The organism is Bradyrhizobium sp., from assembly GCF_030693485.1.
In the GTDB taxonomy this organism is placed as follows: domain Bacteria; phylum Pseudomonadota; class Alphaproteobacteria; order Rhizobiales; family Xanthobacteraceae; genus Bradyrhizobium.
This window is the reverse complement of the sequence record NZ_JAUYAN010000002.1, coordinates 1-11904: the sequence shown is the minus strand read 5'-3', so window position 1 is coordinate 11904 and position 11904 is coordinate 1. Positions and strand designations below refer to the sequence as shown.

Sequence of the window (11904 nt, the reverse complement as noted above, 5' to 3'; positions counted from 1 at the left end):
ATCTCGGCCACGAGGTCGACAACATGGAAGCGATCGACGCCCACGTCACGCCGGAGGGCGACACCGTGCTGACGCTGGTCTCCGACGACAATTTCTCGATGGTCCAGCGCAATCTGATCCTGCAGTTCACGCTGATGGAGTAACCGTCGTCCCTGAAAACACGTTTGTAAGGAAGCCGCGGTGTGGACGAAGCGCATGGCGCGGCAGCGATTCCGGCGGTTGGACATTGCCGCCGCGACCCCTACACTATGCCATCCGTCATCTCTTCCCCCATCCGGAAATCCCCATATGAGCGCCCTGTTTTCCCCGATCACGCTGCGCGGCCTGACGCTTTCCAATCGCATCATGGTGGCGCCGATGTGCCAGTATTCCGCCGAAAACGGCGAGGCCAATGACTGGCACTTCACCCATATCAACTCGCTGGCGCTGTCGGGCGCGGCGGCCTTCTGCATCGAGGCGACCGCGGTGGAGGCGATCGGCCGCATCACGCCGGGCTGCCTCGGGCTGTGGAACGACGCCACCGAGGCCGCGCTGAAGCCGGTGATGGCTTCGGTGCGCAAGCACTCGAAGGCCGCCATCGTGATGCAGCTCGCCCATGCCGGCCGCAAGGCGTCGAGCCACACGCCGTGGGACGGCGGCCAGCTGATCCCGCCGGCCGAGGGCGGCTGGCAGCCCGAGGGTCCCTCCGACGTGCCGCACAAGGAGGGCGAGGCCGCGCCGCGCGCGCTTGACGACGCCGGCCTGAAGCGGGTCCGCGACGCTTTCGTGGCGGCGGCGCAGCGCACCGAGCGGCTCGGCATCGACGCCATCGAGGTGCATTGCGCCCACGGCTATCTGCTGCATCAGTTTCTCTCGCCGATATCAAACCGGCGCACCGACCAATATGGCGGCTCCTTGCAGAACCGCATGCGGTTTCCGCTCGAAGTGTTCGACGCGGTGCGCGCGGCGTTTCCGAACGACAAGCCGGTCGGCCTGCGGGTCTCCGCCACTGACTGGGTCGAGGGCGGCTGGGAAATTTCCCAGACCATCGAATTCGCCAAGGAGCTGAAAAAGCGCGGCGTCGACTGGATCGATGTGTCCTCCGGCGGCGTGTCGCCGCTGCAGAAAATTCCGCTCGGGCCCGGCTACCAGGTGCCGCTGGCGCAGGCGGTGAAGGAAGCCACCGGCGTCACGACGATGGCGGTCGGCCTGATCACCGAGGCGAAGCAGGCCGAGGAGATCGTGGCCTCCGGCAAGGCCGACATGGTGGCGCTGGCGCGCGGCATGCTCTACGACCCGCGCTGGGGCTGGCACGCCGCCGCCGAACTCGGCGGCGAGGTCTCGGCGCCACCGCAATACTGGCGCTCGCAGCCCTCGACGCAAAAGGCGCTGTTCGGCGCGACCACGTTCGGGACGAGGTAGGTCTCTCGGCCTTCATGGTTCGAGACGCGGCCAAGAGGCCGCTCCTCACCATGAGGGTCTGACACCGGACCTCATCCTGAGGAGCGCGCTCTTTGCGCGCGTCTCGAAGGATGTGGGGGCTCGTGCCTCACGCCGCCCGCACGCTGTCGAGGAACTTCTCCACTTCGGTCTTCAGATGCGTGCTGACCTCGGCGAGCTCTTGCGCCGATTTCAGCATCTGGCCCGACGTGGTCTCGGTCTCGATCGCGCCCTTGGCGACCTTCTCGATATTGTCGGCGACGTCGAGGGTGCCGCCGGCGGCGGCTTCGACGCCCTGCGCGATGCTCTGGGTCGCGGTGCCCTGTTGTTCGACCGCCGATGAAATCGAGGTCGATATCCCGCTGATGCGCTCGATGGTCAGCCCGATTGCCTTGATGGCGTTGACGGACTCTTCGGTGGCCTGCTGCATGTTGACGATGTGCGACGAGATCTCGTCGGTCGCCTTCGCGGTCTGGCCCGCCAGCGTCTTGACTTCCTGCGCCACCACGGCAAAGCCGCGGCCGGCATCGCCGGCGCGCGCCGCCTCGATGGTGGCGTTGAGCGCCAGCAGATTGGTCTGCTCGGCAATCGAGGTGATCAGCTTGACCACGTCGCCGATGCGGTCGCCGGCCGCGCTCAGTTCCGCCATCCGCTGGTCGGTGGCGTTGGCCTGCCGCACCGCGTCGGTGGCGACGCCGTTGGATTCCTGAACCCGGCGGCTGATCTCGACGATCGACTGCGACAATTCGCTGGAAGCCGCAGCCGCCGAGCGGACATGCTCGGACGCCTGTCGCGAGGCGTCGGCGGAGCGGCCCGACATTTCCGCGGTGGAATGCGCCATCAGCGAAAGCCGTTGCGCGTCTTGCTCGAAACGCCCCGAGGAGTTCAGCACCTGCTCGATGATGCCGCCGATCCGCCCGCGGAAATCATCGACGAAACTGTTGAGCTCGGCCTTGCGCTGTTCGACCGCCTGCGCCTCGGCGTCGGCGCGTTCGCGCTCGAGCTGCCGGCGTTCGAGGCGGTTGTTCTTGAACACGTCGATGGTGCGGGCGATCGCGCCGATCTCGTCGTGGCGGCCGGCATGGCGCACCTCGATGTCGGTGCGGCCCTCGGCCAGCCCGGTCAGCGACTGCGTCACCGCCTTCAGCGGCCCGGTGACGCGGCGAACGATCAGCATGGTCATGCCGAGCACGATCAGCGCGCCGATGGCGGCGGCCACGCCCATCGCCCACAGCGCCTGCGACAGCATGCCGTCGAGCTGGGCGGTGGGAATGCCGACGAAGACGATGCCGATCACCTTGCCGGCGTCGCCGAACACCGGCTGGTAGGCGGTGACGAAGCGGCGGCCGAACAGCATCGCCGGTCCCTTGTAGGCCTCGCCGCGGCGGACCACCGGCTGCGCCGGATGATCGGGCGCGAGCTGGGTGCCGACCGCGCGGTCGCCGTTTTCCTTTTTCACGTTGGTGGTGCGGCGAAAGAACTGCTGGGTGGCGTCGTCATAGACGAACAGCGTGGCGACGCCGCCGACATAGCCGACCGACCGGTCGACGATCTTGTGGTCGGAGAATTCCGGCATCCTGGCGATGTCGACGCGTACGACCGTGCCGTCCTTCAGCGCGATCTTCGCATTGGAAAAGCTTTCGCCGAAGGCGAGGCTCAGCGTGCGCAGATTGACCTCAATGTCGGCGAGCGCGCTCTTGTCGAAGTCGCGGCTCAGCGACCAGTAGCCCGCGCCCGCCACCAGCGCGGTATTGACCGCGATCAGCAGCGCTGCGCCGAGCACGGCCTTGGGCCCGAGATTAAGTCGCAAGAACGCAAAGCGGCTTGCCTCCATTCCAAACGCCATCCGGTTTCTCCAGAAAGTCGGGCTCGATTTGCAAGGCTGCATTTTTGCGGATTTTGTTTACGATTGGCTTAATGGATGTTCGTGGCGCGGAATTTCGGGGGACGCCCGCTCCGCTGCGCGCCCTCTCCCGCGCTTGCGGGGGAGGGCCGGGGTGGGGGTGCCTCCGCGGGCATTGATGCAAGCGGAGAGAATTCCCCCACCCGCCGCGCTCTGCGAGCGCGTCGACCTCGCCCGCAAGCGGAGATGTGAGAAGGTATCGCGATGGATTCGTTTTTTCAGGATGGATCTCACACACCCGCCGCCGATTCCGGCGGCTGCGGCATCGGAAAGGTCTGGTACCGCGCCGGCAGATTGACCGGGCGGTAATCCTTCACGGCCTCCATCCGCGCCACCACGGATTGATGGATCAGGGCGTCCTCGGGAATCAGGCGCGGCTCGGCATCGGGAATGTAGAATCCGAGATGCGTCCGGCGCTCCGGCCATTCCCGGTATTTGGCGGCCTTCGGCACGAATTCCATGATCCACCAGGCGCCGTGCAGCGATTGATGCAACTTGGCCGCGGCATCGGGCGCGACGTAATGGAACGGGCTGTTCTTGCGCTGCCGGCCCCAGGCCAGCGTATTGACGCTGCGCGCATCCACCATCAGCCCGCATTTCACGGCTTCGTCGATCATCCAGAGCAGCGGGTATTTCGACAGCCCCGATTGCTTCTCGGGATAGCCGCCGCCGATATCGGAATGCACGCCGGCGAACCAGACCTGCAAGATGTCCTGCGGCGCCTCGTTGTTGGTCTTGCTGAAGCGGTTGTGCATGAAGCTCTGCGGCGCGTCCCATTTCTTCAGCCGGAACATGCTGCGGCGTTCGTCGATCGAGATCGCCTGGCGGAAGGTCTGCACGCTCGGGTTCTGCAGCGTGAAGGCGAGCTCCTCGAGGCTCGGCCAGTACAGCCGGTCCGGCCGCGGCACGATCACGCTCGCCACCGTATCCCAGACCCCGACGAAGCGCACGGTCGGCCACCGTGTCGACAGGATCCGCGCGAACTGCGCCGCCTGGTCGTCCTTGCTGGCGGGCAGCGGCCCGTCCTCGTCGCTGCCGGCGTCGAGCATCGCCTGCAGCGCCTCCCGCGGGCTGCGCTTCTCGTCGTGCCGGCCGTCGCTGGAGAACTGCTTGTAGGAGATGAGCCCCGAGCCCGCCAGATTGGCCTGCTCCGGCGCGATCAGCCCGATCTTGTGGATCAGCCCCGCCAGCACCCGCACGGTGTAGGCACCGCGGGAAAACCCGAACAGGTAGATCTGGTCGCCTTCCTGGTAGTGCTGGACCAGGAAATGATAGGACGCAAGCACCTTGTCATCGAGGCCATAGCCGGTGGCGAGCCCCATGATCGCGGAGAAGTCCTGCTTCAGCTTGTGCCACGGATCCGGCCGCGCCAGCGTACCGACCCCGGGATCGTAGAACACCAGCTGCCGCGGCGTGGTCTTTTCGGTCTTGCGCAGGCAGCGATAGAGCTTGAGGACGTTGGAAATGTTCTCGCTGATCTCGTTGCCGGTGCCGTCGCAGCAAATGACGATGTTGCGCATGGATGTGATTCGCCCCCAGGTTGTGCTGGGAGATTAACGGCGGGCGGGGGAGGTAGCGAGGGGATTTGGCTTGGCGATGGCGAGAGAAGTTGAGCAAAAAGGGTTGCGCACGGCGGGGCGAGTGACGGGGTCTGGCGCCATTGAAGTGCAGGACGCCCCGCCTGACGTGTGATATTGTGAGCATATCCTCACGCCTTGGCAGGCGTGCGTGACAAGCAACGGAGCCTCGATGTCCAGACCTGTCATTTTCACGATTTCCGCCGCTTGGGATCAAGAGGCGTCGGTCTGGAGCGGGCATTGTGACGATATCCCGGCCGCCGCCGACGCGCCGACGCTCGACGCATTGCTCGACAAGATCTCAGCAATGGCGCTGGATTTGTTGCCGGACAACCACCCGGATGTTGCCCCGGAATCGCTGTTCCTGCAGATCACCGCGTTGCGTGAAGCCGAACCGGTCGCGGGCTGAATGGCGCCGCAGTTCGATCGCGAGTTGCGTGAATTGCTGCGCGCCGCCGGCTGCTCACTGGTTCGACAAGGGCGCGGCAGTCACGAAATCTGGCATAGCCCGATCACGAAGCGGAATTTTGCGGTGCCGGTCGGCATTCCCAGCCGACACACCGCTAACGCTATCCTGCGTCAGGCGGGCCTGCCCAAGGCGTTCTGAGTAGATCAAAACTCACCCGCACCCCGCCTGCCCCTCAAACCACCCGCCCAACGCCCCCTCCAGCGGCCCCCACGCCCGCTGCAGCCCGCCGAACTGCTTGACGCCCTCCCGATACATCCCGCGCAACTCCCGCTCGATCGCGGGCAGATCGACGCCGGCCACCTTGCCCTCGCGCACGATGGTCTGCCCGTCGACCACGACATCGCGCACCAGCGCGGCGTTGCCGCGGGCGAACAATAGCTGCAGCGGGTCGATGTCCAGGATGGCGTCGCGGTCGAGGCGGTCGAGATCGAGCACGACGAAATCGGCCGCGGCGCCGGGCGCGAGTTCGCCGGGGCCGGGGGCGCCGGTGGCGGCGCGGCCGTTGCGGATGGCGAGGGCGAGAAATTCGGGGCGAGTCCAGGTGCGTTTGAAGCCGAGGCCGCCATGGGCGAGTTGCACCAGGCGCATCTCGCGGATTACGTCGTCGTCCTCGTCGAGCGCGAGGCCGTCGACGCCAACCGCGATGGCGCAGCCACAGCGGTGCGCGGCGGCTACGGGTGCGAGGCCGGAATGCAGATGCAGGTTCGACGAGAAATTGGTGACGAGCCGCGCGCCGGACGCGGCGATCATCTCCAGCTCGTCCGGCCGGGCGTGGATGCCGTGCGCCAGCGTCAGCCGGTTTGACAGCAAGCCGATGTCGCGGAGATAGCGCACGACGCCATCGGGGAAATGTTGGTCGGCATATGCGCGCTGATAGATGGTCTCGAGCAGATGCATGTGGACGCGGCGGCCGCTGCGCGCGGAACTTTCGGCGATGGCTTCCAGCAGCGCACGCGAGCACCATTGTACGCCGGCGGGGCCGAACTGCACGTCGAGCCTCTCGCCGGATATTTCGGAGGCGATGGTCTCGGTCAGCTCGATGGTGTCGCGCGGCGACATCGCAGGGCGGACGAACAATTGCTCGATGGTTGAGCGATCCCCGGCGGAGAGGGCGGATAAAACCTGCTCGCTGTCGCCATAGACCACCGGATTCTGGTCGCGCACCGCGAGCGCGAAGGCGATGCGGATGCCGACATCGTTCGCCGCGCGGGCGATCTCCCTGGCCTCCTCGACGACAGGCAGTTTGCCGCTCGGCCTTGTGTAGTGGATCATCATGGCGCCGCAGCCCGCCCGCGCCGAGCGCGCCATCGCGGAGGCGGCGGCGAGGTAAGCGTCGGGCGGCGTGCCCATCGCCGAGCGCAGGATCCAGCTTTCCAAGGGCATATCGACGGCGCCGAACGAGGATGCGGTCGGGCGGGCGTGGTCGTGGGCGTTGACGAAGGCCGGAATGATGAAGCTGCGCCGAGCGGAAGGTGGTGCGGCGGACTCGTCGATGGCGGTGATGACGCCGGCGTCGTGCCGCAGCACGACGTCGTTGATTGTGCCGCGGTCAGGGCCTGCGAACAGACTGGTTGCGGTGACTTCGGTGGCCATGGCTACGGTGCCCAATGTTGCACGAGACGCATCGGCTGGCGCCGCTCTTGCTCCCCTCCTCCCGCGAAGCGGTGGGGAGGGGGGAAGAAAAATCAATTCGCCGTATACACCAGCTGGCGCTCGGCGCGCGGCGGCAGGAATTCGCGGGAAAATACTTCCGCCGGCGTGGGCGCGCGGGTGAGTTGATAGCCTTCGACCACGATGCCGATGGCGCGGGCCATGCGGTCGTCCTTGACGTCGCCGACGCCGATTTCCTTCATCTCGGGCGAGACGATCAGTCTGTCGTAGGAGAACTGCAGGCGGCGCTTTTCGACGGCCTCGTTGATCAGATTGTCGTAGGCGACCGTGGCCTTCATGCCGGCGTTCTGGTCCTTGGCCACCGCGATCACCGCCTTGTTGACGGCGCGCACCAGGCCCGCCACCGCCTTCGGGTTCGAGGCCAGCAGCTTCTTCGACACCATCATGCCGTTGGAATAGAGATCGAGGCCGTAATCGCCGAACATGAACCAGTTGTAGTCCTTGTCGGGATCCTGCCGGTTCAGCACCAGGTTGAAATAGCTCGTGATGTTGAACACCAGCGCGCCGTCGATGTCGCCCTTGATCAGCATCGGCTCCTGCAGGTTCGGCGCCATGTTGGAGATCTTGATCTTCTCGCCTTCGAGACCGTTCTTGCGGGCGAACACCGGCAGCAGCCGCGTGGTCGGCGTGCCCTGCGCGCCGCCCAGCGTGTGGGTTTCGAAATCCTTGATGGTCTTGATGCCGCTGGTCTTCTTGGAGACGATCGCGAAGGGCGGCTGGTTCCAGATCATGTAGACCATGACGGGCGCATCGGCCGGCCGGCTCGACGCGTTCTGGATGATCGCATTCATGTCGCCGAAGCCGGCGTCATAGGCGCCGGACATCACCCGCGTTACCGTGGCGCCCGAGCCCTCGCCCTGGTCGATCACGACGTTGAGGCCTTCCTCCTTGAAGAAGCCCTTGTCCCTGGCATAGAAGAACGCGGCGTCGCTGCCTTGGGTCTTCCAGCCCAGCGTGAACTTGATGGTGGTTTCCTGCGCGGCGGCTGCGCCCGCGAACAGGATCATTCCGAGCAGTGCGGCGCTTGTTCTCTTCAGCATGTCGATCTCCTCATTGAGCGATCAGGTGGTGATCAGGTCGTTCTTGCGGGTGGCCCAGCCGGTGACGCGGCCCTCGATGACGGCGAAGACGGCGTAGAGCGCGACGCCCAATGCGGCGAGCACGAACAGCCCGGCGAACACCAGCGGCACATTGAAATTCGACGACGCGGTCATCATGACGTTGCCGATGCCGCGGTTGGAGGCGACGGTCTCCGACAGCACCGCGCCGACGAAGGCGTAGGAGATCGCGACCTTCAGGGAGGCAAAGAAGAACGGCATGGTGCGGGGCAGGCCGACATTCCACAGGATGTCGAACTTGGTGGCGCCGAGCGCCTTCAGCACGTCTTCCAGTTCGGGCTCGGTGGTGGCGAGCCCGGTGGCGATGTTGACCACGATCGGGAAGAAGCAGATCGACAGCGCGGTCAGCACCGCCGGCACCGAGCCGGAGCCGAACCACAGCACAAAAATTGGCACCAGCGCGACCTTGGGAATCGAGGAGAAGCCGACCAGCAGCGGATAGGCGGTGTCATACGCGGTCTTCGACACCCCGATGATGGCGCCGAGCACGACGCCGAGCACCACGCCCAGCACAAAGCCGATCATGGTGGTCGCCAGCGTCTGCAGGATGTGCGGCCACAGCAGCGGGAACTTGTCGATCAGGGTGGCGATGATCTGCGAGGGGCGCGGCAGCACCAGGTCGGACATGCCGGTGAGCAGGCAAAACAGTTCCCAGCCGGCGAAGAACAGCACGATCAGTCCGATCGACCATGCCTTCTGGCGGTAATCGAGTTCAGGCATGATCGGCTCCCGATGGCTTGGCCGCGCCGTGCTCGCCGACGATGAATTCGCGCAGGCGCTGGTTCAGCGCGACGAACTCCGGCTCGAAGGTCATCGCCACCGTGCGCGGCCGCGCGAACGTCACCGCGCGATCGTCGAGGATGCGGCCCGGCCGCGCGCTCATCACGCAGATGCGGCTGGCGAGGAAACCGGCCTCGCGCAGATCGTGGGTCACCAGCAGCACGGTCGGCCGGTGCAGGATCCAGAGCTCCTGCAGGATCGACCACAATTCCTCGCGCGTGAACTGGTCGAGCGCGCCGAACGGTTCGTCGAGCAGCAGCATGCGCGGCTCGTGGATCAGCGCGCGGCACAGATTGGCCCGCTGCAGCATGCCGCCGGAGAGTTGCCACGGAAAACGGCGGCCGAAACCCTTCAGGCCGACCTGTTCCAGCAGAGCATTGGCCTTGTCGCGGAACGTGGTGCGCTTGAGCCTGGCGAATTGCGACCGGTACGGCTCGACGATCTTGAGCGGCAGCATGATGTTCTGCTCGATCGTCAGCCATGGCAGCATGGTCGGATTCTGGAACGCCATGCCGATCCGCAAGGCTTTCGCCGCGACCTCGCGGCCGCCGAGGATGACGACGCCGGTCGAGGGCTGCACCAGTCCCGCCACCAGCCGCAGGATGGTCGACTTGCCGCAGCCGGATGGGCCGACCAGCGCGACGAATTCGCCGTCGAAGAGCTTCAGCGTGGTGGTGGCCAGCGCCGGCACGGCGCGTTCGCCGCGGCCGAAGGTGACCGAGACGTCGGACAATTCGATCGCGACCGGCGCGGTTGCGCCGCCGGAGGCGGATGAAACAGGGCTGCCGGCGAAGGCGGGCGTTGGCTGCATGCGCATCATGAAGCGAAGTGCATGCAAGCGCGATGCCAGCGGTATCCGGCTGTCTTGCCGGCCAATTTCGCAGATGCGGCGTCCGGAAGCGGATTCAAATTAGGCAATTGGCGCGACAAAGTGCATGCAATTGAGGCGGGGAGATCGCCGGTGACTGTGATAGGGAACTGCGGATAGTTAAGGACACACGTCCGCGAGGGATTCGCCCATGGCGCCGCGCGCCGCTTCCAAAACCGCCGAATCTTCCGACAAGGTCGGCGTCATCTGCCGCGCGCTGCGCCGCGCCATCATCGAGCAGGCGCTGGAGCCCGGCGCCAAATTGCCGGAGGATTCCTTGGGTGAAAGGTTCGGCGTCAGCCGCACCATCGCCCGCCACGCGCTGGGCCAACTCGCCGCCGAAGGCCTGGTCGAACTGCGCCGCAACCGCATCGCGGTGGTGGCGACGCCGAGCTGGCAGGAAGCCCGCGACGCCTTCGATATCCGGATCGAACTCGAGCGCCTCGTGGTGCGTCAACTCGCCGGCAAATTGACCAAGGCGCAGGTCGCGGCGCTCAACGCCCATGTCGACGCCGAGGACGCCGCGCGCGGCGGCGCCGATGCCGTTTCGATCAGGCTCGCCACCGAATTCCACATCCTGCTCGCCAGCATGACCAACAGCCCGATCCTGGTGCGCTATGTCAGCGAGGTCGCCTATCGCTGCTGCCTGACGCTGTCGCTCTACAGCCGCCCGCATTCGTCCGAATGCGGCGTCACCGAACATCGCGCCATCATCGCAGCCCTGGTGAAGGGCGACGAGCCCAGGGTGATGAGCCTGATGCAGCGCCATCTCGATTCGGTCGCCACCCGCGCCCTGGTAGCCCCCGCGCCGCAGCGCGGCCGCGATTTGCTGGATATCCTGGCGCCTTACGCCGAGGAAGATGGGGCTGAGCGGGTGGTGAAAATGGCGAAGGTTGTTCGCGCCCGTTAGGCTTGCACCGTCATTGCGAGGCAAACAAGACTGTCGTCGCCCGGCTTGACCGGGCGACCCAGTACGCCGCGCCCGCTCGATTCATCTCAAACGTCTCTGGAATACTGGGTCGCCCGGTCAAGCCGGGCGATGACGACGGTGGTTACCTCACGCCTCAATCCCGCGGTTCACCAGTATCCGCTCCGCGCTGTCGTTCCACACATCCATCTTGACGATGAACCCGTCCCGCACCACGAAGCGGTCGACGTAGCGGTTGCCTTCGAACGGGGTGCCGTCGATCCATTCGCCATGGAGCGTGCCGACCGAATAGACCACGGTCTCGGCCGCGCCGGGACAGACGTCGAAGCGGTCCATCTTCTTCTTCACCCAGCGATAGCGCGCGGCGTTGAACCCGGTCGGCCCGCGCGGGTGGTCGAATTCGTGCCCGCCCGTAAAGGTGATGATGGTGCCCGGCTTCATATAGGCTGCCGCGGCGTCGGGATCGGGGATCATCGATGCCGTGAGGTAGGCCTCGACGATTTCGGCATCGCTCAACTTCTTCGCTTCGGCTTTGGCGGCAACGGACATCGGTAAATCCCTTTTCATCTCGCAAATAATACAATCCGGCATTCAAATTGCATGCACATAATTTGAACAATCCGTACTCGACCTGCACACAATTGGGAGCTGCCCTTGCCCCGCGCCTTCGCTGATTTGCCCCGATGACTCCAAAAACCGCCTTTGACCTGATCTTCCGCCGCGCGGTGACGCCGGCTTTCGCCACGCCGGTCGATATCGGCGTCGCCGGGGGCCGGATCGCCGCGATCGCGCCGCGGCTGGAATCGGAAGCCCGCGAGATCCAGCTCGACGGCAAACTCGTGCTGCCGGGCTTCGTCGACACCCACATCCATCTCGACAAGGCCTGCCTGCTCGGCCGCTGCGGCCACCACCATGGCAGCCTCGGCGAGGCGATCCGGGCGGTCGCCGCCATGAAGCGCGATTTCACCGTCGAGGATGTCTATGCGCGCGGCGCCAAGGTGCTGGAGCGCGCGATCGTGGCCGGCACCACGCGGATGCGCACGCATGTCGAAATCGATCCGCGCATCGGGTTGCGCGGCTTCGAGGCCATCAAGGCGCTGAAGCGCGACTATGCCTGGGCGATCGATCTGTCGCTCTGCGTGTTTCCGCAGGAAGGCCTGACCAACGATCC

The 11904-nt window shown here is 65.7% G+C and carries 12 protein-coding genes and 1 pseudogene; 6 read left to right on the top strand and 7 right to left on the bottom strand.

Features of this window, described 5'->3' with window-relative positions:
- Both Q8N40_RS00080 and Q8N40_RS00075 read left to right on the top strand, forming a co-directional pair.
- A pseudogene (locus Q8N40_RS00080) lies at window positions 1–143 on the top strand (twin-arginine translocation pathway signal); the annotation flags it as partial.
- A 145-nt stretch (window positions 144–288) separates the two neighbouring features.
- The gene (locus Q8N40_RS00075) at window positions 289–1401 is read left to right on the top strand and encodes an NADH:flavin oxidoreductase/NADH oxidase (RefSeq protein WP_305710368.1); all 1113 of its coding nucleotides are present in this window, start codon (window positions 289–291) and stop codon (window positions 1399–1401) included.
- Between the two features lie 127 nt (window positions 1402–1528).
- On the opposite strand, the gene Q8N40_RS00070 is transcribed toward Q8N40_RS00075, so the two are convergent.
- Both Q8N40_RS00070 and Q8N40_RS00065 read right to left on the bottom strand, forming a co-directional pair.
- The gene (locus Q8N40_RS00070; protein WP_305710367.1) at window positions 1529–3265 is read right to left on the bottom strand and encodes a methyl-accepting chemotaxis protein; all 1737 of its coding nucleotides are present in this window, start codon (window positions 3263–3265) and stop codon (window positions 1529–1531) included.
- 287 nt (window positions 3266–3552) lie between these two features.
- Window positions 3553–4842 (bottom strand): DUF2235 domain-containing protein, encoded by a 1290-nt coding sequence (locus Q8N40_RS00065; protein ID WP_305710366.1) that lies wholly within the window; start codon window positions 4840–4842, stop codon window positions 3553–3555.
- Between the two features lie 229 nt (window positions 4843–5071).
- Here Q8N40_RS00065 and Q8N40_RS00060 point away from each other — a divergent pair, with 229 nt between their 5' ends.
- Both Q8N40_RS00060 and Q8N40_RS00055 read left to right on the top strand, forming a co-directional pair.
- Window positions 5072–5308 (top strand): DUF1902 domain-containing protein, encoded by a 237-nt coding sequence (locus Q8N40_RS00060; RefSeq protein ID WP_305710365.1) that lies wholly within the window; start codon window positions 5072–5074, stop codon window positions 5306–5308.
- The gene (locus Q8N40_RS00055; protein ID WP_305317973.1) at window positions 5309–5506 is read left to right on the top strand and encodes a type II toxin-antitoxin system HicA family toxin; all 198 of its coding nucleotides are present in this window, start codon (window positions 5309–5311) and stop codon (window positions 5504–5506) included. It abuts the gene before it with no gap.
- 12 nt (window positions 5507–5518) lie between these two features.
- On the opposite strand, the gene Q8N40_RS00050 is transcribed toward Q8N40_RS00055, so the two are convergent.
- The 4 genes from Q8N40_RS00050 to Q8N40_RS00035 form a co-directional block, all read right to left on the bottom strand.
- Window positions 5519–6961 (bottom strand): amidohydrolase family protein, encoded by a 1443-nt coding sequence (locus Q8N40_RS00050; RefSeq protein WP_305710364.1) that lies wholly within the window; start codon window positions 6959–6961, stop codon window positions 5519–5521.
- A 92-nt stretch (window positions 6962–7053) separates the two neighbouring features.
- Window positions 7054–8079 carry an ABC transporter substrate-binding protein gene (locus Q8N40_RS00045; RefSeq protein WP_305710363.1) on the bottom strand — a complete coding sequence of 342 codons (1026 nt, stop codon included), beginning with the start codon at window positions 8077–8079 and terminating at the stop codon, window positions 7054–7056.
- 21 nt (window positions 8080–8100) lie between these two features.
- Entirely contained in the window at window positions 8101–8877 is a 777-nt protein-coding gene (locus Q8N40_RS00040) for an ABC transporter permease (protein ID WP_305710362.1), read from the bottom strand.
- Window positions 8870–9748, bottom strand: coding sequence for an ABC transporter ATP-binding protein (locus Q8N40_RS00035; RefSeq protein WP_305710361.1), 879 nt, complete (start codon window positions 9746–9748; stop codon window positions 8870–8872). Before Q8N40_RS00035 ends, Q8N40_RS00040 begins: the two co-directional genes overlap by 8 nt.
- Before the next feature lie 208 nt (window positions 9749–9956).
- Here Q8N40_RS00035 and Q8N40_RS00030 point away from each other — a divergent pair, with 208 nt between their 5' ends.
- Window positions 9957–10715: a GntR family transcriptional regulator gene (locus tag Q8N40_RS00030; RefSeq protein WP_305710360.1), complete on the top strand. Its 759-nt coding sequence runs from the start codon at window positions 9957–9959 to the stop codon at window positions 10713–10715.
- Between the two features lie 147 nt (window positions 10716–10862).
- On the opposite strand, the gene Q8N40_RS00025 is transcribed toward Q8N40_RS00030, so the two are convergent.
- Window positions 10863–11282, bottom strand: coding sequence for a nuclear transport factor 2 family protein (locus tag Q8N40_RS00025; RefSeq protein ID WP_305710359.1), 420 nt, complete (start codon window positions 11280–11282; stop codon window positions 10863–10865).
- A 134-nt stretch (window positions 11283–11416) separates the two neighbouring features.
- Between Q8N40_RS00025 and Q8N40_RS00020 the strand changes: the two genes are divergently transcribed.
- Window positions 11417–11904, top strand: a 488-nt coding sequence (locus Q8N40_RS00020) for an amidohydrolase family protein (protein WP_305710358.1), incomplete at its 3' end; no start/stop codon positions are given.